Below are 23,618 nucleotides of genomic sequence, written 5' to 3'. Positions count from 1 at the left end.
ATAACCTACTTTTCGGTATGATATAGATAAGCAAGTAAAGCTATTAGTAGGAGGGTACATATTATGTCTGTTGAAATTCCAAGCAGGGAAGAGCTCGGTGTTATTCTCAAAAAGTCAAAAAAAATTGCGGTAGTTGGTTTAAGCGGTAATCCTGAGAGAACATCCTATATGGTGTCGAAGGCTATGCAGGATGCAGGATATGAAATTATTCCTGTTAATCCAACAGTTGATGAAGTGCTCGGTGTAAAGTCTGTCAAAAGCTTAAAGGATATTGATGGTCATGTTGACATTGTCAATGTTTTTCGCCGTTCAGAGCATCTGCTTGAGGTAGCTAAAGAGTTTGCTGAAATAAATGCTGATGTATTTTGGTCACAGCTCGGATGCATAGATGAGAATGCCTATAATTTCTTAAAGGAAAAGGGCTACACAGTTGTTATGGATCGCTGTATTAAGGTAGAACATGCATTAACAAAATAATGCAAAAGACATGAGATCTTTATAGGTCTCATTTTTTATTTTTTGAAAAAGCAGCTATCGAAACAGCCATAAATCAGCTAAAATTAAAAATCTTATTTGCCAAATTTGAATAAATAGATACAATAAAGCATAGACGCTGAATAAAATATGGTAAAATATATATAAGGAACACTCGTTCTTATCCGCTTTTTCTATCATATAAAGGATAATTATTTTTTAGACGAATACGCTAAATGAATGTATAATCAATTTTGTTTCAATGATTACGCTCATTTCTTTATATAGATACAAAAGCAAAGTATTGATCATTTTTTTATTAGCAATTCTTTTTTGCAGTAATGAAAGGGGTATGTTTGTGGCAAGAAATCAGGAAGCTTTTGACTATAATGATGATGCCATACAAGTACTCGAAGGGCTTGAGGCAGTTAGAAAGCGCCCGGGTATGTACATTGGGAGTACAGATGCGAGAGGGCTACACCATCTAGTATATGAAATTGTCGATAACGCTGTCGATGAAGCATTGGCAGGTTACGGTGAACAAATCATTGTCAAAATACATAAAGACAACTCAATAAGTGTTATTGATAAAGGGCGCGGGATGCCTACTGGAATGCATCGTATGGGCAAACCAACTCCTGAAGTGATATTAACCGTCTTGCATGCTGGAGGTAAATTCGGCCAGGGCGGGTATAAAACAAGCGGAGGACTCCATGGTGTTGGTGCCTCTGTAGTGAATGCTCTTTCTGAATGGCTTGTCGTCACCATTAAAAGAGATGGGATTGTTTATGAACAACGCTTTGAAAACGGCGGCAAACCGGTAACAACTCTTGAAAAAATAGGAAAAACAAATCAAACAGGAACAACCATCCACTTTAAGCCAGATGAATCCATTTTTTCAGTAACTACGTATAATTATGAAACATTATGTGAGCGGCTGCGTGAATCGGCATTCCTATTAAAAGGAATGAAAATAGAAATTATCGATGAAAGGCATAGTCTTCAGGAAGTCTTTCATTATGAAAATGGGATTGAAGCTTTTGTTGAATATTTAAATGAAGAAAAGGATGTTTTGCATTCAGTCGTTAGCTTTGAGGGTGAGCAAAATGGAATAGAAGTAGATTTTGCTTTCCAATTTAACGATGGCTACTCGGAAAATGTTCTTTCCTTTGTTAACAATGTTCGGACTAAAGATGGCGGGACACACGAGGCTGGCTCTAAAACAGCGATGACGCGTATATTTAATGAATATGCTAGAAAGGTTAATCTTCTAAAGGAAAAAGATAAAAATTTAGATGGAGCCGATATTCGTGAAGGGTTTACTGCAATTATTTCTGTACGTGTTCCAGAGGATTTGCTCCAGTTTGAGGGACAAACGAAGGGAAAGCTTGGTACAAGTGAAGCACGATCGGCAGTTGATGCGGTAGTATCCGAGCATTTATCTTATTTTCTTGAAGAGAACCCGAACATAAGTTCTCTTTTGATAAAAAAGGCAATTAAAGCTTATCAGGCGAGAGAAGCGGCCCGAAAAGCACGTGAGGATGCAAGGAGCGGCAAAAAAAGAAAACGCTCGGATGCGGTCCTTTCTGGAAAACTAACACCTGCCCAATCAAGAAATCCTCAAAAAAATGAAATCTATTTAGTGGAAGGAGATTCAGCTGGCGGCTCAGCTAAACAAGGCCGTGACCGTCGTTTTCAAGCGGTTCTTCCATTGCGAGGGAAAGTTATTAATACTGAAAAAGCAAAGCTTCAGGACATTTTTAAGAATGAGGAAATTAATACGATCATACATGCTGTTGGTGCTGGAGTTGGAGCGGATTTTAACATTGAAGATGTAAACTACGATAAGGTCATTATTATGACCGATGCGGATACAGACGGTGCTCATATTCAAGTTCTTCTCCTAACCTTTTTCTATCGATATATGAAGCCGCTGCTGGATGCCGGTAAAATTTATATTGCACTACCCCCTTTATATAAAGTCAGCAAAGGTACAGGCAAGAAAGAAATTATTGAGTATGCCTGGGCCGAAGATGATTTGCAGGACGCCATAAAAAAAGTTGGGAAAGGCTATATGCTCCAGCGTTATAAAGGTTTAGGCGAAATGAATGCGGATCAGTTATGGGATACGACTATGAATCCAGAAACACGCACCTTAATCCGGGTTAGAATAGATGATGCAGCCAGAGCGGAACGCCGCATAACAACGTTAATGGGTGATAAGGTTGAACCACGAAGAAAGTGGATTGAAACAAATGTAGCATTTGGTTTAGAAGAGGATGCAAGTATACTAGAAAATGAAAATATATCAGTCTTAGAGGAGGAGATTGAATAATGGCTACACAAGAGAAATTCCGCGATCTCCCTCTAGAAGACGTTATTGGTGATCGTTTTGGCCGCTATAGTAAATACATTATTCAGGAAAGGGCCTTACCTGATGCAAGAGACGGCCTAAAGCCTGTTCAACGAAGAATTTTATATGCCATGCATGTGGAAGGAAATACACATGAAAAAGGCTTTAGAAAATCTGCAAAAACAGTTGGAAATGTAATTGGTAACTACCATCCTCATGGTGATACATCGGTTTATGATGCAATGGTTCGATTGAGTCAAGATTGGAAGCTACGAAACTTGCTTGTCGAAATGCACGGGAATAACGGAAGTATTGATGGGGATCCTCCTGCAGCTATGCGTTATACGGAGGCGAGACTTTCAGCTATTTCTTCAGAATTGCTAAAGGATATTGAAAAAAGAACGGTCGATTTTGTTCCGAACTTCGATGATACTTCGAATGAACCAACCGTTTTGCCAGCTATGTTCCCAAGTCTCTTAGTAAATGGCTCTACTGGTATTTCTGCTGGATATGCGACAGAAATTCCTCCTCATCACTTAAATGAAGTGATAGATGGTGTCATTCATCGATTGGACAACCCAAATTGCTCAATAGATGACCTTATGAAATATATAAAAGGGCCTGATTTCCCAACAGGCGGGATTATTCAAGGTGTTGAGGGAATAAAGAAGGCCTATGAAACTGGAAAAGGAAAAATCATTGTCCGAGGGAAAGCTGAATTTGAAGAAATTCGCGGCGGGAAGAAACAAATTGTCATTACGGAAATACCGTTTGATGTCAATAAAGCAAATCTTGTCAAGAAAATCGATGAGTTTAGGCTAGATCGAAAAATCGAAGGGATTGCCGAGGTTCGAGATGAGACAGACCGAACGGGGTTACGTATAGTTGTAGAATTGAAAAAAGACGCTGATCCTGAAGGTGTCCTTCATTACTTATACAAAAACAGTGATTTACAAGTACCCTATAATTTTAATATGGTCGCCATTTATAACAGACATCCGAAGCTAATGGGACTTAGAGAGTTATTAGATGCATATATCGAGCATCGAAAAGAGGTCGTCACAAGAAGAACAGCATTTGATCTGGAAAAAGCCCAAGCCAGGCAGCATATTGTTGAAGGCTTAATAAAGGCTTTATCTATTCTTGATGAAGTGATTGCCGCCATTAGAGCATCGAAGGATAAAAGAGATGCAAAAGATAATTTAATTGCCAAGTTTGCATTTACTGAGCCTCAGGCAGAAGCAATCGTGTCATTGCAGCTTTACCGTTTAACGAATACGGATATTACAGCACTCCAAGCTGAGGCAGAAGAATTATCAAAAAGAGTTGCCGAGCTAACATCTATTCTAGAGAGCGAGAAAAAGCTGTATTCTGTCATTCAAAAAGAATTAAAAGACGTGAGAAAACGTTTTGCTGATAATCGCCGCACAGTGATAGAGGCTGAAATTGAAGAAATCAAAATCAATTTGGAAGTTCTGATCGCAAGTGAGGATGTTATTGTAACAGTTACAAAGGAAGGCTATGTGAAGAGGACAAGTCCTCGTTCCTTTGCAGCCTCCAATGGACAGGATTTCGGCATGAAGGATTCAGATCGTCTGCTAGCACAGCTAGATATGAATACGACAGATGTTCTGTTATTATTCACAAACAAAGGGAATTACTTATATTGCCCTGTCCATCAGCTCCCTGATATCCGCTGGAAGGATCTTGGGCAGCATGTTGCTAATATCATTCCAATTGACGGTGACGAATCAATTGTAAAGGCTCTTCCTGTGAAGGATTTCGATACAGAAACCTATTTACTTTTTGTCACAAAATATGGAATGGTGAAGAAAACAGAGCTTAAGCTGTACAAGGCACAGCGTTATTCTAAACCTTTGGTCGCCATTAATTTAAAAGATGATGATGAAGTGATTGATGTCCATGAAACAGATAGCTCTAAAGATCTGTTTATCTCTACATACAATGGCTATGCATTATGGTTCCCTGAGGAAGAAATCAGTATCGTTGGTACAAGGGCAGCAGGAGTAAAAGGGATTAATTTAAAAGACGATGACTATGTAACGGGCGGACAGATAGTTGAGAATTCACTTGAACAGTCAGTTGTCATTGTTACCCAGCGTGGTGCTATTAAGAAGATGAAATTTGCTGAGTTTGAACGAACTTCACGTGCAAAACGAGGTTTTGTCATGTTAAGGGAGTTAAAAGCAAACCCACATCGAATTATTGGCTCACTCGTTATAAAGGAAAATGATTCAATCATTATTGAAAGTGAAAAAGGTGTTATTGAATCCGTGGCGGCCTCAAGTATTCGCTTTAATGATCGCTACTCAAATGGCTCCTTCATTATGGATGAAGGGGAAAGCGGACAAGTAATGGATGTTTGGAAACAAGAGGCTTCACAAGGAACTAATAGGACTGAGAAATAAGCAAAAATCCCTGCTTAATTGTATAGCGGGGATTTTTTAGTAAATTTCTTTAAAGCATTAAATCGCACTCACCTTTACGGAATTTGTATCATTTAGATCTGAATCATTCAACAAGACCATTGGAAAATTCGTCACACACAAATCACCATTTTCCTCACCAAATCCGTAATTCTGTTTATTTGATAGAAAGGAGTAAATATGCTGATTGGGTCCTAAGCTTGATGACGCTCCACGGTCCATTGCATTTACTTTAAAAACAAACAAGTTCACGAATACAGGTCCAAAAATCCCCATTTTACCGCCTCCTGTTTTTACGGTATCAAATTTTTTTCAAATGATGATGGGCTATCGATAAGATCGCGATCATCCACACTGCTTTGTGTTCCTAAAAAGCAGCTATCATCCCCAAAGTTTTGTCCGTAACCCATCGTTTTCTTATCGGCATTATTCCAGTCGGCCAGCAAATTTTGTCCAATATTTACTGCAGAGCAGTTTTCAAAGGAATTAATTTTCAATAGAAAAATGTTAATGTTAATAGATGCACCTGCCAATGGAGTTCACCTCCTTATCGAACTATATTCAGAATGAGTAATTTTATGATTTTTAGAAAGGAGGAAACGAGCATGGATTTTGAAAAATTAAAGCAGTCGCTGGAAATAGCCCCGGAAATATCAATCAGGTGATTTTTGGAACGGGATGCTTGATCAATCCTCCTTTAAACAATTTATGAAAGAAAATATGGATATGGGGCCAACCACCGGAATTAGTCCGAATGAAGCGGCAAACTCATTAGGGCGGCGTCCGTCTAATGCGAAATTTCCTTCTGTTGATATTTATATGACTGATCTTGAAGTGATTGTTCTAGCCGATTTAGCTGGATTTAAAAAAGAAGATCTCCAAGTATCTGTTTCTGGAAATAAACTGTTATTAAAAGGTACATCTTCCTTAATCGTTAGTGGCCAAGCCATTATTCAAGAAAGAAATCAAAGGCCATTTGAGCGAATTATTGACTTGCCAGAACCGACAGATTCCAATCAGATTAAAGCAAAATTCCAAAACGGGCTGCTAATTCTTACCTATAAAAGGCTATACATACAAGAAGAAAGAGTACCGATCGAATAAGCTATCCTTTTTTCTCTGATTGTGTATCAATGAAGTCGGAAACCTCGATGCTCCACTGTGGATTTTGAAAAAAACCTCGGTCTCCATTATGTTCACAAAACCTTCCACACGATGATTTTTTACATGATTACCAACTTGCATCGTGGAGCTTACCTAGATTCTTGCATACCGATCAACACTATTAATTTTTATACCTTGAATGTTGATGTTTGTTCGGTTCATCAAATTACTTCCCTTCTTTGAAAATAAATATCAATAAAAATGTGAGGATAATCATATGCCTATAAAAGGATTATTCAACAAAAATCAAAATAATGAAAACATTAATAAGAAAATAGCTGAACTCGAAAAAATGTATTTAAAGCTTAATGCCCTTGAGCTTCGTGTGAACAGGCTGGCAAAGCTAGAAGAAAAAATATATTCGCTTCTTAAGTGGAAGGATGAAGTTTCAAAAGATCAGCAGTCGAATCGTTTTTCAAGACAAAATTATTCAGATTTATCGAAGGAATTACAATCAGTTGAAGCTTCGTTAATTAAGAAAATAGATCCCTTTTTCGAAAAGGTTCGTTATTTGTCAACTTATATATATGAACTCGAGCAAAAAATACTCACGGTATCTGTTGTTGAATCCTCAGATGCAATTGCTTTAGACGAGCAGCAAAAACTTGCTTCTCTTATATCGTATATCCATGATTTAGAGCACAAAATCTCCTTGCAAAATGAAAGAGAAATGGCAATGCTTACAAGAATAGATGCTCTTGAAGAAAAGTTTGCAGGTTTTCAGAGTAATAAGAAGGATGATGAACAAGCGGTTGTAATTAAAGAAATTCGCATCGATAAATTTTATTTAGATAAATATGAGCAAAATAATAATTTTGCCCAGCTAGGGATTAAAGATTTAAGTGGAGCGCTGAATATTGGGGCAACCTATGGACGAGACGTGATGCCGAAAGAGGTATCTGAACAGCTGAAAGAAGATTTATAAGACTTAACAAAAATAAAAGAGGATAAGGAAAGTCCCAAAAGTGAACAATCTGTAGGGGAATCATCTGAGGAAACAGAATCTACATCTGATGAACCGATTTCTTTTACAGAAATTTCAATTGAGGAAGAGGATTAAAATTTGATTAAGTACTGTCTGGATGAAAAAATGTGTTTACTTCTGAGGCTTGATCAATTAAATACGGATAGCAATGCACACGAGATTTCTCCTATGGAGTATCGTGTGCATTTTTGTTGTTGATTGATTTTTAATTTGATTTTTTAAACACAGATATCCTTCCTCAAGGGAAAGAGGGACCAAGATTCAGAAAAATATCGGCGAAAATGTCTTTAATCAAAGCTATGAAGGATAAAATTCAGCAAGACATCCGGAAAATGTTCAGAACAGAACGATGATTGTGAGGAAAATTACCAAAAAATTTTACATGAATTTCCTAATAATGGGCAAAATTATTATGATAGAAGTATAGGGGGGAAGATACATGAAAAAGGAATTAGTGTTTGCCCTGGCTGCATTCTTTTTTTTATCGTTGTCAGTAATGACAGGTACATATGCTGGTGAAAATAAGATGAAAATGATTACCGTATCCAAGGAGAAGGCAGAACTAACGGGTGATGGTAAAAAGGATACCATTATCATTAAGGGACTGCCATACGATGAGGACACCGAGTTTTTAAAAGAAATATATTTGAAAATCACTACATCAAATGGAAAAACATTGACTGCAGAATTTGATGGCGGTTTTAACCCAAGAGCTACGTATGTTGACTTAAATCATGACGGTCTAAAAGATATATTCGTAACCATTGATACTGGAGGCAGCGGCGGGATAACAAATCACTATTTATTTACGGCAAAAAATTCTGCATTAACAGATTTAACGGTGCCAGAACCGCTCGTCGTTAACAGTCAATTTTTAGATGGATATAAAGCATCCTTAGCGATTCAAGAAACTGGTGAATCCTATACATTTGATTTAAGCAATCGGGCTGAAGATTATGAAAAAACTGGTCTTTATCAAAATGGGAAACTAAGTGAGCCAACAGAGCTAATGATAGATTCGTTTTCTACATTGAAACCGGTGAAGGTTGACAGTATTCAATATGGATTAAAGGGAATTCAGGCTGTCAGCGGCGCCTATCATGCAGACAGAATCGCTATAATTGAGTCCTTATGGCTTTATAAGGATGGAAAATGGTTCTTAAAGAATACAAGAGTCATGGAGACCAATCTTCAAAAGAAGAAAAAGTGAAAATTAGGCAGTTGCCACGTTTTCTGGAAATGGACATGAAATAAGATAAGTGGATTTCCTATTTGTTGTAAAGGAGGGCGCTTATCTTAAATTGGATGTATCTCAGCTTAGTGTTACGTATTTGCCGCCTGCAACGGAAATTAGACCTGTAGATGGCAGAAAGTATACACTGATGCAATCTCTATCTACAGGTGAATGGTTTTTAAATATTGGCTACAGCTACCATGCTAATCATGAAAACATAAAATTTCGTCTCTGGAACTCTTCGCCAATATTTGAATGTAGCCATGCAGCCGATTGAAACATAAGTTTATTTTATTACTCTTTATCTTCTATACAGGGAACTTTCCTGTATTTTTTTCTGTTTATTGGTGCAATAAGCATAAAATTCTTTAATAATCACACGATAAAAGGGAAAGGAGTGACTTAACTATGAAAAATAAAGATGAAGAATCATTAAAAATGAGTTATGAATCTGATGGAAAAATGAAGAAAAAATAAAAATCGGCAAGGTAAAAGAAATGAAAATGCTGACTTTTTTAATAGCACACAAAATAGTGAATGAATTAGGTCAAGCAGACACTCTAAATCAGTGTGTCTGTTTTTTTTGATAAAAACATAAGAGGACAAATAACATTATTATGTAAACTAATTTCAGTAAAATGAAGTCAGCAAAGTACCTGAAATAAATTTAATTAATGACTGGAACAATTACCAAGAACCAAAACAAAAGCACACACAGGAGTGGCTATTTTAAGATATATCATAGATTCTGATCAATTATCGGTATAATCATATCTAGGGCAAAACCTCCTTCAGTAATAATCTCATTTAAATTATAGTTCTCATTAATATTTTATTTTCAAAGCTATAAAAATTTTTTCACAGAAATAGCAATATGCCTCTGAAACTCCTTCGATAACTGTATCCTTTGAACAATGTGGACATTCCCATCCCATATACCATTTGTTTTTTTAGGTGTTTCTGTTTTCAATTGATTTTTACATTGCTTTCACCTACTGCTCATGCTGATGAAGATAATCCCTTATTAATTGTAATTTTTCATTGTCCTCATCCAAGTAATAATTGAAATTTTGAAATGTAATGTGACGGGGACAATTGTCAGTTTTTGTTGCGACATGTGAAAAAGCATCCCCTTAATTGGATTCGTTCATCCTACGAGAAAGCGCTGCACGTTTAAATACGTTGTTTGATTGAGGGCTTACAGTGGAAATTTCATAATGACCATTTATTATCAAGGCTTTGTTGCCCGACATACAGAAAATAATAAATTCTGTAAAGGAGGGCCTGTCTATATTTATTCACAAAAGGTAGAAGAATTAATAAAAAGGCAGGGAATTACAATTGATATTGGAAAAGAGCCACCTCGGAGTCCTAAGTTGAAAATTGACTAAATTATCAAGTTATCTATATTTGTTGTTACGCTAACAGGGGCGTGTGCGGCTGAGCCTAGGTCGTATTGTTCAAATAAGAAAAAAATTTTTTAAGGGATATTTAGCTATTAAATAGAATTCAAAAATCTTAAAATATCTTGATAAAAGGGCTTTTACTATGAGGTTAAGGTGAAGGGAAATGGTGTCATACAATAAAGTGGATGGTGGAATTTATTCAATAATGGATGGGTACAAGCATTACCATTTATTTTATAGTAATGATTTAGATGAAAAATAACTTTGGGCAGTTTTGATAGACTTTTTAATTAAATTATGAAAAAGAGGTGGCCTATGAAAATATTGATTGCTTTTGTCATAATTATTTCAATACTAGCTGGGGCTGGGACAGTACTGGTAGCGAGTAAGAGTGACAAGAATTATAGTGGCTCAACTAAAAAAAATACTACTAACTTAACATTCATTTATGCTATCGTTATATTATTGTCTGTCATTGCGCTTGGTGTGTATATTAGTAAAATTGTTTAGTGGATAGCAATGTTAAATACCCTATTGGTCGTGTGACTCAATAGGGTATTTATTTGTATTATTGAAAAAAGTAAGGAAAATTAGGTTACAATATATAAAACAAAATTTTAAAAAGGGATGCAAATAAATGGACTGGAATATTGACCGAAAAGCTAAAAAACCGATTTATAAACAAATTGCTGAGTTTATTGAAAATGGCATTGCTGATGGAACTTTTCCTCCAGATAAACCACTACCCTCTGAGAGATACTTAGCTAAAGGGCTAAATATAAATAGAAGCACTGTTGTAGCTGCATATGATGAGCTTGAATCAAATGGTCTCATTCAACGTAATCGTGGAAGTGGTACAACTATTAGTAAGGATATATGGGGGATCACTAAAAAGCGTATACCTAGTTGGAACAAATACATTGAAGCAGGGACGTTTTTACCTAATTTACCGATCGCTCAAAGAATACGTAAAGAGATGGAAGAGCAGCAATTAATTAATTTAGCCAGTGGTGAATTATCGGAGGATCTCTTTCCGGTGAACGCGTTAAGGGAGATTACTTCAACTCGGTCTTTTATCGGTAGGCTAGGTTATGATCATCCACAGGGGAGTGTAGTATTAAGGACTACCATTACAAAGCATGTGAAGGAGTTTCGAAATATCGATACAAATCCCTCATCTATTCTCATTACTTCGGGAGCTCAACAAGCTTTACACCTAGTCGTTCAATGCTTATTAAAGCCTGGTGATGCAGTAGTGATTGAAGATCCATCCTATCATTATAATCTCCCAATATTTAAATCAGCAGGTTTAAAAACTTTCTATTTACCAGTAAATGACGATGGTGTAGATCCAAATGAATTACTAGAATTACATAAAAAACATCGGATAAGAATGATATTTTTAAATCCAGCTTTTCAAAATCCAACAGGCACTTTGCTAAAAGAGAGCCAGCAGAAAACCATTTTAGAAATATCATCAGAACTTGGAATTCCTGTAGTGGAGGACGACCCGTATAGTTTAACGTCTTTTAAAGGAGAAGAAGTGTCAACATTAAAATCACTCGATAAACATGGGAATGTGTTATACATTAGCTCTTTATCAAAAGTCGTTGCTTCAGGTTTAAGGATTGGCTGGATTATCGGACCAAGATCGGTCATAGAGAGATTATCTGATGCTAAACAACAAATTGATTTTGGACATGCTAGCTTTACCCAATGGATCGCTAACGATTTTTTAGAATCAGAGCATTTCCATTCTCATATCAAGAAATTAGTGAAGGAATTAGAAAAGCGGCGCCATCAAATTGTATCAAGTTTTAATCATTATCTAAAGGATCAAGTGGAGTTTACGATTCCTCAAGGTGGAATCCATATTTGGTGCAAATTAAAAAGAGATGTAGATGAAATGAAACTATTGGAAAACTCCATAAAGCGAGGAGTTATCTATGTCCCAGGGTCCATGATGGGATCCAAAAAATGTTATGCGCGTTTTACTTTTGCTAGAGAGAATGAAGAGACTATCAATGAAGGAATAAAAAGGTTTGCGGACGCACTAAAATCAGCGAGATAAAGAAAGAGAATCTTGATTTCATTCATGGTTCATTTTTTATTTTAGGCTGTGCTCATATACAATGTTGAATTTAGCCTTATGTGTATGACGTGAACAGGTTTTATTCGGTATGAGTAATGTAGCGAACCTATACACATAAGGCGTTGTAAGAATCAACAGTTCTCTTAAATATGTACATCAAGCCATTTTTTTTCTACTATTTGAAATAGTAAACTTTTGTAGATACTCAGATCTAAGACTATAAGAAGCAACTTTCTTCTTCCACTGTTTGACTACGTCAACGTGGTCATCGTAACTATAAATATAAAAATTCATTTCTTTTTTTCTACTTTTTACGTTGATGACAAATGGAATAACATTAGTCTCTGGATGTAAAAACAATTTTTCATTGCCCGGAAATATATGGTTTTTTCCTAAAAATTGAGCTTCATTAAAGTAGTCATTAAATCTAATTTTTTCTTCCTTTTTTAAGTGCGTTCCGTTAAATGTTACAGTAATATCTTTTGAATCAAGCTTTGGATGAAGTGCAAATTTACCTAAAACCCATCCCACAAGTGCACTTGGGGGACACATTGAAAATGTTAAAATTATTCCAATTACTATAACAGCAATAGTCGTCCAAATCATTTCATATCAACTCCTTAATTTAATGAACGGAAGTCAAACAAATAATAAATAGGCATCCCTTAACCACTTCCCCTTCGTACTATCATAGATTAAAATTCATTAGAAATAACCATCCAATCCTTTATTTGTTTCCTCATCCACTTCGAGGTGTGAATTGGATGGGGAAAAAAGTGTAGAAGTGGATGATTAAAATACATTTAAATTCATTATGATAGAAGTGTAGGTTATCTAGTTTTTTTCGATTAAATATATTATGCTGTTCTCTTTTCAATTACACCCTTCGCTCTATTTATATTTAACGGAGGAACACTTTAATCGTCTATTACATCTATGAATCTATTACTTTAATTTAGATGAAAGGGAGGGAGGGATATGGTTTCTCAATTTGAAACTCCATTATTTACTGCCTTGAAAAAACATGCTGAAAAGAGCCCTATTCAATTTCACATACCAGGTCATAAAAGAGGAAATGGTATGGATCCAGAATTCAGAGAGTTTATCGGAGAGAATGCTTTAGCAATTGATTTAATAAACATTAGTCCTTTGGACGATTTGCACCTGCCTAAAGGTATTATCAAACAGGCACAAGAATTAGCTGCCAAAGCCTTTGGGGCAGATTATACTTTCTTTTCTGTTCAGGGGACTAGTGGAGCTATTATGGCGATGATTATGTCCGTATGCGGTCCTGGGGAAAAGATACTTGTACCGAGAAATGTTCACAAATCTATCATGAGCGCCATTGTGTTCTCTGGTACTATACCCATTTTTATTCATCCTGAAGTTGACCCAAACTTTGGTATTTCACATGGTATTACACCAGATTCGATTGAAAGGGCTATAGCCCAACATCCGGATACTAAAGCCGTTCTGGTTATCAATCCAACCTATTATGGAATATCTGGCGATTTGAAAAAGATCGTAGAAATTGCCCATATGAAGGATATTCCTGTACTAGTAGATGAAGCGCATGGAGCACATATTCATTTTCATAAGGAGTTGCCGCTTTCCGCAATGGAGGCAGGTGCTGATTTGGCAGCAACAAGTGTCCATAAATTAGGTGGCTCTTTAACACAAAGCTCTATATTAAATTTACGAGGAACTCTTGTTTCCCCCAAGCGCGTACAATCAGTATTAAGTATGCTGACAACTACTTCAACTTCCTATTTATTATTATCTTCTTTAGATGTTGCTAGAAAATCCTTAGCTACTGAAGGACAAGCTTTGCTCGAGGATACAATTCGGAAAGCAGAGGAAACACGTAAGAAGATCAATAAAATCGAACATCTTTACTGCATGGGGAACGAAATATTAGAGTCTAGTGCTGCAGTTGCAATGGATCCAACGAAGCTTCTCATTTCTGTAAAAGAACTAGGATTAACTGGCTATCAAGTGGAAAAGTGGCTTCGAGAAAGATTTAATATTGAAGTTGAATTGTCTGATCTTTATAACATTCTTTGTATTGTAACAGCAGGTGATTCTGAAGAGGAATTGTCTACACTAGTCTTTTCATTGAAGGAGCTTTCAATGGAGTTTAAAAGTCAGGTTAATCAAATGATCGATAGTTCTGTACTGCTGCCGAAAATCCCTTCACTAGCGTTAACACCGCGGGATGCTTTTTATATGGATACAGAAGTCATTCCATTTGATGATTCTGAAGGTAGAATTATCGCTGAATTTATCATGGTATATCCACCGGGGATTCCTATCTTTATTCCAGGAGAAATTATCACGAAAGAAAATTTGGAATATACCAAGACAAATATCGAAGCAGGACTTCCTGTTCAAGGTGCAGAAGATGTTGAACTAAAAAAGATACGGGTAATTAAAGAACATTTAGCTATTCAATAAAAAACGATAAGTGGCAGCGAATATACTACAAAATAAGAAGTGGACAACATGAAGCAACAAGAATATCGTTCTCGGATCGTTCCATTTAATTTCTTGCGTTTTAGTATTATCAGCATGTAATTTAGAACAAGCAACAAGTCAAAACCAAGTGATAGATACCGAAGACATGCAGAAAAAAGAACAGATATGTAATGAAGGAATGAGATGGACTCATGATAATCCAATGGCACCTACAGCAGGAAATTGGAGCGCGCTTGAGTTTAAAGACGGGAACACCTATAAGGTGGATGCCCCGCCTGCAGATGATTCAGATGTTACAAAAAAGGAATTAGAAGAACTGGTTAAGATAACAAATGAACGTAAAGAGGAAGATATTGAACTCGTTAAATACTGGGCTAAAACACCAAGCCCAAACACTCACTGGTTTGCCGTAAAAGAGGATATAATTCAAGCTAAGTTAAGGGAGGCACCTATGAAATACGAAATTATATTGTTTGATGTGGATAATACATTGTTAGACTTTAGTATGGCAGAAATAAAAGCACTGCATAATGCTTTTGTAGAGTTTGGATTACCTACGGGGTTGTCAGATTATAAAGCAAGCTACGAAGAGATCAACAGGATACTATGGAGCGAGTTGGAGCAGGGGCTTATCACTATATCTGAACTAGGAGTAGAAAGATTTAGGAGATTGTTCCTTAAAAATGATCTTGAAATCAATGCAGAGCTATTCAGCAGTGTTTATCTTGGATTATTGTGCGAGGAAATTCATCTTGTAAATGGAGCTGTAGAATTATGTGAAAATCTTACCGATCATCGGCTAGCTATAATAACCAACGGATTCACGGAAGTGCAGTCAGCAAGAATTGGAAGTTCTCCACTTCGTAATACTTTTGAGCAGGTAATTATTTCTGAAGAGACTGGCTTCCAAAAGCCCGAAAAAGGTATTTTCGATTATGCGTTTTCGAAGCTACAGATTACAGAAAAGGCTAAGGTGTTGATGGTAGGCGATTCCTTGACCTCTGATATTCAAGGGGGAATTAATTACGGGATTGACACCTGTTGGTTCAATCCGCATCTTAAGGAAAACGATATAGGTATTAAGCCAACGTATGAAATCCGTGAGTTAACAGATCTTATAAAGATTGTAAAGGAAACTAGTCAATGCTCAACGAAAGATCAAACCAACCACATAGTAACCATATAAAAACTGTGCAATAATCTCCTCATAAGATAGGGAATAGAAGTCTGTAACATGTAGTGCAACCTCTATTCCAAGAAAAAGAGCATGAAAAAAACTGCACCTCCAATTGTTAGATGGTGTCTAACAATTGGGGTCACTTCAGAGTAAGGATAAGCGCTCATCTAGAATGTTTCATAAAATAACTTGAATGAAGTTTCGTCATTTCACTGTACTACGATGTTGTTCCCTTCCAACAAGATATTAATATTAAGAAAGGCGTCAGGCGCGGTCTGAACGTCTTCTTTGTTTTATTTCCTTATTCATTATTTGTACCGGTAGTCAACTTAAGGTGTTTCTGAAACCAGCTTAGAATATGTTCCAGTCGAATCACCCGATGTCAGGGGTTTCCAGAACGTGACAGCTCATGGGTATCATTGAGAAAGCGGATCATGCGCACGTTACGTCCCTGAAACTTCAGGGCAGTATAAAATTGTTCACCCTGTTCAATAGGAACTCGAAAATCGAGGGTGCTATGAATGATCAAGAGCGGTGTTCGAACATTGGCCACATACTTGATTGGCGAGCGCTTCATGTACTTTTCCGGAAACAGCCAAGGTGGCCCCCCATAATCATCCTTAAAGTCCTCAATTCAATTCCTACAGCCAAAGAATAATATCCTTGGCGGATGAAATTCTGCGAATAAGCGAGCATTCGGGAGAAAATCGAATTAAACTGAGGGAGTTGAAGAGTGTTGTTTAAATTGTGTTTAACAATCGGGCATATTGAGAGTGACAAGAAAACAGAATGAGTGACGTAAGGAATAAATGTTATTTACACTTTGCTGAGGGGGTACTTATGAAAACTCACTATTATTTAGGTTGGTTTAACAATTTTTTTCCAGAGAATCTGGGTAGGGTGTTACAGGAGGATATAACTGATAGAAAATCGCTTGCTATGATTAGCTCGAATCCATCTATTTATGAAGATGATGGTGCTACTGAACGCTCGTGGCTCGATCAGGCTGGCATTATGTTTGATGAGTATCATTTAATTAATTACCGCGTACAGAAGGAAGATGCCCAAACGATAATTCAAAATGCTTCCGTCATTTTCTTGTTGGGTGGCAATATTCTTAATCAAAATGGTTTTTTGATGGAATATGAATTATCGGATTCGATTAAAAAAAGCAGCGCCGTTGTGATGGGAACAAGCGCTGGAGCAATCAACATGTCCGCTAAATGGTTATGCTCGAAAAACTTTGGATATGAAGTTGAAATGAGCTCTGTTTACGACGGAATCGGTCTTGACAATTTTTCCGTCCTGTCTCATTTTGATCTTGAAAATAACATTGCACTGGTTCAAAGCGAACTATCTCCCCTATCGGAAGAAATAAATATTTATGCGTCGAACAAAGATTGCGCTGTACGTGTAAAAGGAGACAAAATCGACGTTTTTGGCAATGTTTATTTAATTTCCGACTCAAAGATTCAGAAATTGGATGAGACGCTCTAGTTGTAGCGAATCGCTATGGCTTAATTGAATTAATTTCTTTATGGACCGTCTCTATTTTAAATTTAGTGAAGGAGAACTGGCGCGAGTGTTGAATATGCGTCTATTTTTTCTACTTCAACTAACGGGTGCGAAAGTGAAAAGGCAGCGGAGTGTCCGTTGCTTTTTGCCATCCATTATTAAAAAATATTTTCTGTAAAATTCTCTTCTAACGCTTCCACTTAGCTGAGCATAATTCGTGTCCCAGTAAACTTTGAATAACATCAATAGGAGCTCCGTTGTTCAATAGGTGTGTCGCATAGCTGTGGCGCAGTTGGTGTGGATGAATTTCTTTGTTGATCCCTGCTCGACTTGATATTCGTTTTATGATATATCTCATTTGTCCAATACTCATTCTATGTGGGTGCCGTTCAGTAACAAAAATAGCTGTGTCTTTATCCTGGCGAAGATCCAAGTATCGTTTGAGCCAGATTTCACACCGTATATTAAAGTAGACCTCCCTTTCCTTATCACCTTTCCCAAGTACAATGGCTGAACGATTGGACCAATTAATACAATTTTTATCTAGAGAAACAATTTCCCCTATTCTACAACCTGTTGAAAACATAAATTCAAATAATGCCTTTTCCATTGGCGTAATACATGCTTCCCTTAAGTGTTCTATTTCTCTCTCTGTTAAAAATTTTGGAATCCGTTTTCCTTGTTTAGGTTCTTTGATTTTTGCAGTAGGATTTTTCGGTATATGCCCTTCTTCGTGCGACCAACAAAATATCGATTTAATAAATCGAATTCGTTGAGCAAGCCAGACTTGAGGGCTTGAGGTGTTCACTGGATTTTGCTAAGTATTCTTTCAGCGGATCAAGAGTCAATGATTCAATATTCACATCGTCAAAGTATTGGATAAGTAGCTTAGTTTGGAGCTTATATGCTTTTAATGTGTGAGGGGAGAATCCTTCGATCTTTTTATCCGATTCATATAATTCCCAAGTTCTTGATAATAACAAAAATATCTCCTCCTTTTCGTATTGGAGGAATTATTGCCTTGATTGTAGAAATGGAAACGTAAGGTATTGAACTATTGGAGCAGGTTTGTTCAATAAGAAATCACAAAAGGAAGAGCATTTACTATAAAATAAGATTTGACGTATTAATGTCTAATAAAAAAGTAATGCAAAAAATTGAGATGATGCACATTAGTATTATTAAACGACAAAAATAAAAATATATGGAGGTTAGTAATGTTATTTATGATATTTGGGGTTATTGCAATAGTAGCAACTTTTATAAATCTTTATATGTATAAAGTAGGAAAGGATTATAAGCTTGCTATGGCGATGGGATTATCATTTACAGCATTAACACTTTGTGCAGAATACAGTCTTGTATCGGTGTGGGTAGAAGTGGAAGATTGGGCAGCTTTAATGGATGTAGTACCTGGTATGGAAAGGGCATTATGGTTTTTGACAATTGTTTCTATCTTACTAAATATAGCACCTATACTTTTAGAACGAAAAGGTAAGAAATAATGACTTATTGTCACATCATTTATATAATATGCAATTAATGTGTAAGTTTTTATGTATAACTAACGGGTAGCGATAGCTTAACAAAGCTGTCGCTTCTTCTACTATTGAAGCAGTTTACTTGAACAAGGCTATACAAAAAATTCTTACTTTTACGCTCAGTTATTAACATAATGAGCTATCATTAAGAGAAAAAAGGAGAGGGAAAATGGAGAATATAAATCAATTAAAACAAGCTATTTCAAAACTTGATGAACGTGAGGCAAAGGCTCTTCTAAATTTAATATTTATACGTGCTGAACAATATGAAGAAGATGGAATGATTAGAATTCTACAATCAATGAAGAAATCATTGATTAAAGTTTCGAGTAATGAAGAGAAAATAGAACATCGACAAACGGTACATATTGTATTTGGAGATTCGCCCGCAGGTAGCTTAAAATTTGCATTTCGCAATACTCCATACGCAAAAACAGAAGAAATCATTGTATTGCCTCATATTTTATCAGTTGGTCCAATAGAATCACTACATACAAAAAAGGGGATAGAAAATCGTTTTCAATGGTTTAAGGAACACTATCGCGATGACTTCAATGATCTTGAAGAATATAAACAGGGTTTGTTAAAGGGAATAGAGAAAATAAATGGAATAGCACCTTATCAACAGATAATTATTTGGACATGTGAGAACGCCGCTGAGCAAATAGGACTGCGTATTGTCCTTTATTTATTACAGAATAAAGTAAATGAAGTGTTCGAACTCAACACATTTAAAGCATTTCATGAGCTCTATACATACCCTATGCTAGAAGAGGAACAGTATCCTCGTACATCTGGAGAACTAGCTCCAGAAAAACTGCTTCAATTTTATGAGCAATTTGAGCTTAGACCGATGAATTGTGCAAAACGTTATGCTCTTCTTGACGAAGGGCGTAATTTACTGTTGAGTGAAAGTCTTTTGAGAACTGGAGAATGAAGAGCTTTGGCATTCAGATGTCGAACGAGATGATGATTTTATAATTCAATGTGCAAAGAAATTACATAAAGAACAAGGTAAGCATGATTATATGAAAGCGGCACGTTTGATTGGTGAAGTTATTGGTCATATGCAGCAATACACTGGAGATCAATGGATAGAATATCGACTCCGTGATTTAATTGCAAAAGAAATATTTGCATATCGAGGGGATTTAAGTGCAATGCGACTATATGAAGTGAAATTGAAAGAAGAGTTACTCCACTAAACTTTGTGAAGGATTGTACTTAAATTAACGGGTGGATAACTAAAAAAGGAGGGGAATCTGGAATGGAATTCAAATTTGGTAACGGTGCTATTGTTCTACCTCCTTTATACATTACAATAATCGCAATAATAATTATTTTCTTTTTGTTAAGGTGGAGCAGGCAATTAGAAACACGACGGTTTACAGTATTCTTTTATTTTCTAATTAGCACATATATTGCTCCAATTTATTCCCAAAGTACAAAAGAAGGTGTCTTTCAGTTATGGATACCCTTGGGATTTATAGTAATTTTCTTTTACTTGTTTCGTAGCAAAAGAAACCATCCTTCTAAAATGAAAGCAAGTATTTTAGGACTTTGCATAGCATTATATCGGTTAATTCTTCAATATGTTGGGTAGACGTTGTGAAGAAAACTACTTAGACTATCGGGTGCAATCCTTGGGTAAGGGGGGATGAAATTGGATAGAAAGTTAATCGGATATATTGTAAGTTCTTTCGGATTAGGTATTCTAACAAGTGCAATGATTTACCCTAGGTTAATTGAATAATTCCCTTCATTATTTTTACAATTTTGTATATGCTTGATTTATTGATTAATCTCGTTTACAGGAAAAGGGGGAAGAATACATGTCGATTTACCATAAGGTAATTGGAGAAGGATATCCTATCGTTATGTTGCATGGTTGGACACTTGACCATCAAGTAATGTTACATGCAATGGAACCGTTATTTGAGAAACGAAGCGGATGGAAAAGAATATACATAGATATGCCAGGAATGGGGCAATCCGAGCCACAACCATCTATTCATAACTCTGATGATATGTTAGAAGCAATATTACATCTTTTAGACCAACTTATCCCTGGTAAACCGTTTATTATTTGTGGTAATTCATATGGAGGGTACATTGCGAGAGGTATAGCCAGTTTACGACAGAATACAGTTCGTGGATTACTACTGATTGCGCCAATGACAATACCTGAATTCAATGACAGAGTAGTACCACAGCAGACCATTATAAAAAGAGATAGCAACTTGATATCTCTTTTGTCTCCAGAGGATGCTGAGGAATTTTGCTCAATGGGGGTAGTGCAAGGTCAAACTGAATGGGAGAGGTTTAGAAATGAAATTTTACTTCCTTCTAAACAAACAAATGAAGAATTCCTGAACTACATCCGTCAAAACGGATATGGCTTTACTTTCGATATTTCGTCTAAACTGGAATATCCCACGCTAATTATAACAGGTCACCAAGACCATATAGTCGGATATCACGATGTCTGGCGACTTATTGAGGATTATCCGAGGGCAACTTTTTCAGTTCTTGATATGGCTGGTCACAACCTACAAATCGAACAAACCGATGTATTTAATGCATTAGTTCATAACTGGTTAAACAGACTTGAATCGGAAAATTTTCGACTTGTGTAACTTGTTATAAAATTGAGTTCCTTGTTGCACTAACGGGTGCAAGAGTTAAACAAGGGTGCAGCGGCAGCATCTTTATTCTTGTTGTGCTAACGAGAAGGTTAGTTCAACAAGAACAATCTAAAATTGGAACTTATAGGCATTTATATCGTACTAACTTTAAGGGAATAATTAGGGAGGGACTTTATGGTTTTCATTATATTGTTGTACGGAATTATAGTCGGAGTTTTTATTTCAAAGAGAACACTGAAAATGTCTCAAGCAGTAATACCAATGATAGCATTCACCATTCTTTCAAGTGTTGCTTTAGGTCAAAATTACACAACAAGTATAATTTCTGAAGTGAATGATGGTATAGGGATCTCCAATTTTTTAGCTGCATTTTTGTTGCCAGAAGATGGTTGGACAATAGAAATGTTTTCATCAAATTTCGAATTATATCTGGGCAGTTCTATCGTATTCATTCTTTTATATTTTTTACTCGTAATTGTTGAAAATATAAAATCAAATGTTAAAGCATAATGGGTCTTATTGTGCTAACGGGGGGCATTAATCCAATAAGGATTAATGCTTATTTTTGTTGAAGTTATTGTACTATCGGGGCAGGTTAGTGAAAAAATATGCTAAAACAAATTATTGTTTACAGGGGAGATAATATTTTGAAAAAATTATTTGTACTAATCATATTTTTGGTATCTCTATTATCTGCGTGCCAAACGAATAAGAATGACTTAACGTTTGTTGGCGAAGGTGAAAATTGGTTAGCTGAAGTAACCGTTCATCAAACTAATGGAGAAGAAACATATCAAATTCAGCTTAATAACAAAGGAAATAACTTAGAGGGAATTGACACTTTTCGTTATTATGTGGAATCAAAGAATAACGGAGTATTAGATTTCGGTGCGAATGATGCTACATTAAATAAAGAAGGTGTATATTACAACAAATCATTAAGTGTTAATAGTCCTTCTACGAGTGCAGAAGATGAGTTAGTGATAAAAGTAGAATGGAACGATACAGGCGAAAGTTTTGATTTAAGAAGTAAATGATGATTTGTGAATAGTTTTACTTAAAGTACTGGGGACAAGAGTTTAAGAATGAAGGTAGTAGCGGCATCTCTTTTTCTTGTTCAACAAACGAGGCAGGTTACTTCAAGAGGAATTTAAACAGTTGGTATAGAAGTAGTGACGTATAAACACATATATTTTCGGGAGGATTTAATAAAATGGATATAAAAAGTGGAGACCCAAGAGATAATTTAAAAATCATTCTTGAGGATTATAAAATAACTCCTAACACTTTTGGTTTAATTAGTGGTCTTGATGAAAAAACAGTTTTAGAGTTTTCAAATCATAAAGCTGATTTAGCTCATTTACCTCACGAAAAGATAGGGCATATTGTGTCAATGATTGGCTTATTATCAGACGGAATGACACTCGTGACAGCAGATGAAAGAGTCAAAGCAATCATTGAAATTTTGAATGATAACTTTCAAATTTCAGCGAATACACTGGCTTTATATGCAAAAATAGAAGAAAAAGATGTAGATGAATTTATGAGAGACTTCGATTCTTTAGCATTTGAAAAACGCTACCGATTAGCAGTTGTAGTTTTATTTCTTTTCAAATTGTTTTCAGATAACAACCAGAATAATTGAAGTTCAACTAATCCATTATTTTATTGACTTTGTGAAGAACTGTACTTAAAGTAACGGGTGCTTTAGTTGAAGAAAGCATACCACAATATTGTGGTAATTGAGGTCATTTGTAGTACAAAAAAGGATAGATTGAGAGTATTTTCTACTTCACACCTATCCTTTGTGATTTTTCCCTTATAATGTCTGACATGAAATACAAATTAACTGTTGATAAGGGTGATAAACAATATCTTTTGCAATCGCAGGATTATCACATATGGTTGATACGGCGAAATTGGGGAAACCTGCTGTAATCATATAAAAAGAAGCGAACATTACTAAAGACAATAAAAAAATAATTACATATTGGTTTGTCCATAGTTTAAGTTTTCTTTTACCTATGGTATATAAGACCGCCTTTCAAGGCTATTTCCAAAAAAAGTGGTAATTTATAAGTGAACAAATTTATTTTTCCTTATTTTTAAA

General features: G+C 35.9%; 23 protein-coding genes and 1 pseudogene. 19 read left to right on the top strand and 5 right to left on the bottom strand.

Annotation, left to right across the window (positions count from 1 at the left end):
- Positions 1–63: 63 nt before the first annotated feature.
- The 3 genes from V7127_RS16770 to parC all read left to right on the top strand — a co-directional run bounded on the left by V7127_RS16770 (position 64) and on the right by parC (position 5,256).
- Positions 64–477: a CoA-binding protein gene (locus tag V7127_RS16770; RefSeq protein ID WP_335346968.1), complete on the top strand. Its 414-nt coding sequence runs from the start codon at positions 64–66 to the stop codon at positions 475–477.
- A gap of 355 nt (positions 478–832) precedes the next feature.
- Positions 833–2,809 (top strand): DNA topoisomerase IV subunit B, encoded by a 1,977-nt coding sequence (gene parE / locus V7127_RS16765; RefSeq protein WP_335487924.1) that lies wholly within the window; start codon positions 833–835, stop codon positions 2,807–2,809.
- Positions 2,809–5,256: a DNA topoisomerase IV subunit A gene (gene parC / locus V7127_RS16760; protein WP_335355098.1), complete on the top strand. Its 2,448-nt coding sequence runs from the start codon at positions 2,809–2,811 to the stop codon at positions 5,254–5,256. Before parE ends, parC begins: the two co-directional genes overlap by 1 nt.
- A gap of 57 nt (positions 5,257–5,313) precedes the next feature.
- Here the strand turns inward: parC and V7127_RS16755 are convergent, their stop codons facing one another.
- A complete protein-coding gene (locus V7127_RS16755) occupies positions 5,314–5,550 on the bottom strand; it encodes a hypothetical protein (RefSeq protein WP_335346342.1) in 237 nt (78 codons plus the stop codon).
- A gap of 17 nt (positions 5,551–5,567) precedes the next feature.
- On the bottom strand, positions 5,568–5,807 hold the full coding sequence (locus V7127_RS16750) for a hypothetical protein (RefSeq protein ID WP_335346341.1): 240 nt from the start codon (positions 5,805–5,807) through the stop codon (positions 5,568–5,570).
- A gap of 175 nt (positions 5,808–5,982) precedes the next feature.
- On the opposite strand from V7127_RS16750, the gene V7127_RS16745 reads away from it, so the two are divergent.
- The 6 genes from V7127_RS16745 to V7127_RS16720 all read left to right on the top strand — a co-directional run bounded on the left by V7127_RS16745 (position 5,983) and on the right by V7127_RS16720 (position 12,134).
- Positions 5,983–6,378 carry an Hsp20/alpha crystallin family protein gene (locus V7127_RS16745; RefSeq protein WP_335487921.1) on the top strand — a complete coding sequence of 132 codons (396 nt, stop codon included), beginning with the start codon at positions 5,983–5,985 and terminating at the stop codon, positions 6,376–6,378.
- Positions 6,379–6,655: 277 nt separating this feature from the next.
- A complete protein-coding gene (locus V7127_RS16740) occupies positions 6,656–7,363 on the top strand; it encodes a hypothetical protein (protein ID WP_335487918.1) in 708 nt (235 codons plus the stop codon).
- A gap of 499 nt (positions 7,364–7,862) precedes the next feature.
- A complete protein-coding gene (locus V7127_RS16735; RefSeq protein ID WP_335487915.1) occupies positions 7,863–8,633 on the top strand; it encodes a hypothetical protein in 771 nt (256 codons plus the stop codon).
- A 49-nt stretch (positions 8,634–8,682) separates the two neighbouring features.
- Positions 8,683–8,934 (top strand): staygreen family protein, encoded by a 252-nt coding sequence (locus V7127_RS16730; RefSeq protein ID WP_335487912.1) that lies wholly within the window; start codon positions 8,683–8,685, stop codon positions 8,932–8,934.
- Between the two features lie 1,444 nt (positions 8,935–10,378).
- Positions 10,379–10,573, top strand: coding sequence for a hypothetical protein (locus V7127_RS16725; RefSeq protein ID WP_335346336.1), 195 nt, complete (start codon positions 10,379–10,381; stop codon positions 10,571–10,573).
- 127 nt (positions 10,574–10,700) lie between these two features.
- Positions 10,701–12,134, top strand: a complete 1,434-nt coding sequence (locus V7127_RS16720) for a PLP-dependent aminotransferase family protein (protein ID WP_335346335.1) — start codon at positions 10,701–10,703, stop codon at positions 12,132–12,134.
- 177 nt (positions 12,135–12,311) lie between these two features.
- Here V7127_RS16720 and V7127_RS16715 read toward each other — a convergent pair whose 3' ends face one another.
- On the bottom strand, positions 12,312–12,761 hold the full coding sequence (locus V7127_RS16715) for a YfmQ family protein (RefSeq protein WP_335355578.1): 450 nt from the start codon (positions 12,759–12,761) through the stop codon (positions 12,312–12,314).
- 372 nt (positions 12,762–13,133) lie between these two features.
- Here V7127_RS16715 and V7127_RS16710 point away from each other — a divergent pair, with 372 nt between their 5' ends.
- Together V7127_RS16710 and V7127_RS16705 are read left to right on the top strand one after the other, a co-directional pair.
- The gene (locus tag V7127_RS16710; protein WP_335487909.1) at positions 13,134–14,609 is read left to right on the top strand and encodes an aminotransferase class I/II-fold pyridoxal phosphate-dependent enzyme; all 1,476 of its coding nucleotides are present in this window, start codon (positions 13,134–13,136) and stop codon (positions 14,607–14,609) included.
- Between the two features lie 472 nt (positions 14,610–15,081).
- On the top strand, positions 15,082–15,816 hold the full coding sequence (locus V7127_RS16705) for a YjjG family noncanonical pyrimidine nucleotidase (protein WP_335354416.1): 735 nt from the start codon (positions 15,082–15,084) through the stop codon (positions 15,814–15,816).
- Between the two features lie 373 nt (positions 15,817–16,189).
- On the opposite strand, the gene V7127_RS16700 is transcribed toward V7127_RS16705, so the two are convergent.
- A complete protein-coding gene (locus V7127_RS16700; RefSeq protein WP_335354414.1) occupies positions 16,190–16,402 on the bottom strand; it encodes an alpha/beta hydrolase family protein in 213 nt (70 codons plus the stop codon).
- A 245-nt stretch (positions 16,403–16,647) separates the two neighbouring features.
- Here V7127_RS16700 and V7127_RS16695 point away from each other — a divergent pair, with 245 nt between their 5' ends.
- On the top strand, positions 16,648–17,304 hold the full coding sequence (locus V7127_RS16695; RefSeq protein WP_335487906.1) for a Type 1 glutamine amidotransferase-like domain-containing protein: 657 nt from the start codon (positions 16,648–16,650) through the stop codon (positions 17,302–17,304).
- A 180-nt stretch (positions 17,305–17,484) separates the two neighbouring features.
- Here the strand turns inward: V7127_RS16695 and V7127_RS16690 are convergent.
- Positions 17,485–18,305: pseudogene (locus V7127_RS16690) on the bottom strand (tyrosine-type recombinase/integrase); the annotation flags it as partial.
- 234 nt (positions 18,306–18,539) lie between these two features.
- On the opposite strand from V7127_RS16690, the gene V7127_RS16685 reads away from it, so the two are divergent.
- The 7 genes from V7127_RS16685 to V7127_RS16655 all read left to right on the top strand — a co-directional run bounded on the left by V7127_RS16685 (position 18,540) and on the right by V7127_RS16655 (position 23,153).
- Entirely contained in the window at positions 18,540–18,827 is a 288-nt protein-coding gene (locus tag V7127_RS16685) for a hypothetical protein (protein ID WP_232699274.1), read from the top strand.
- 205 nt (positions 18,828–19,032) lie between these two features.
- Positions 19,033–19,800, top strand: a complete 768-nt coding sequence (locus V7127_RS16680) for a DUF1835 domain-containing protein (RefSeq protein ID WP_335487903.1) — start codon at positions 19,033–19,035, stop codon at positions 19,798–19,800.
- Entirely contained in the window at positions 19,790–20,068 is a 279-nt protein-coding gene (locus tag V7127_RS16675; protein WP_335487980.1) for a DUF3658 domain-containing protein, read from the top strand. The genes V7127_RS16680 and V7127_RS16675 overlap by 11 nt, the downstream gene beginning before the upstream one ends.
- A gap of 627 nt (positions 20,069–20,695) precedes the next feature.
- The gene (locus V7127_RS16670) at positions 20,696–21,499 is read left to right on the top strand and encodes an alpha/beta fold hydrolase (protein WP_335487900.1); all 804 of its coding nucleotides are present in this window, start codon (positions 20,696–20,698) and stop codon (positions 21,497–21,499) included.
- Between the two features lie 183 nt (positions 21,500–21,682).
- Positions 21,683–22,018 (top strand): hypothetical protein, encoded by a 336-nt coding sequence (locus V7127_RS16665; RefSeq protein ID WP_335487898.1) that lies wholly within the window; start codon positions 21,683–21,685, stop codon positions 22,016–22,018.
- Positions 22,019–22,185: 167 nt separating this feature from the next.
- Positions 22,186–22,545: a hypothetical protein gene (locus tag V7127_RS16660; protein WP_335487895.1), complete on the top strand. Its 360-nt coding sequence runs from the start codon at positions 22,186–22,188 to the stop codon at positions 22,543–22,545.
- A 176-nt stretch (positions 22,546–22,721) separates the two neighbouring features.
- Positions 22,722–23,153 (top strand): HTH domain-containing protein, encoded by a 432-nt coding sequence (locus V7127_RS16655; protein ID WP_335487893.1) that lies wholly within the window; start codon positions 22,722–22,724, stop codon positions 23,151–23,153.
- Positions 23,154–23,618 lie beyond the last annotated feature (465 nt).

Source organism: Bacillus sp. JJ1773, from assembly GCF_036962035.1.
GTDB lineage: Bacteria > Bacillota > Bacilli > Bacillales > Cytobacillaceae > Cytobacillus.
The sequence above is the reverse complement of the archived record's forward strand: the minus strand, read 5'-3'. Positions and strand labels throughout refer to the sequence as shown.